At 35.6% G+C, this 208-nt stretch carries 1 protein-coding gene; it reads left to right on the top strand.

Annotated elements, in window-relative coordinates; genetic code table 11:
• Positions 1 to 208: hypothetical protein (locus tag CBI42_RS13165; RefSeq protein ID WP_218822089.1), on the top strand; the 208-nt coding region annotated here is incomplete at both ends.

The raw sequence follows: 208 nt of genomic DNA, 5'->3' as shown, positions 1-208 counted from the left end.
AAATGGATATAGATATTCCGACGAGTGCGATACTTACAATGGCATGGATTATTACAACGATTCTCCGGTAGGGATTACCAATCAAATCACGGCAATTAAAAATAGCTGGAGCAATAGTGCAAATGGTATTATTTATAATGCAGGTGACAGTGAAGTAAATCCTTTTAACACTAAAGTTACTTTAACTTTTACCGCTAAACAAGATGGC

The sequence above is a fragment of the Streptococcus sp. KR genome, assembly GCF_002238115.1.
GTDB lineage: Bacteria > Bacillota > Bacilli > Lactobacillales > Streptococcaceae > Streptococcus.
This window is presented reverse-complemented; position numbering and strand designations above follow the sequence as displayed.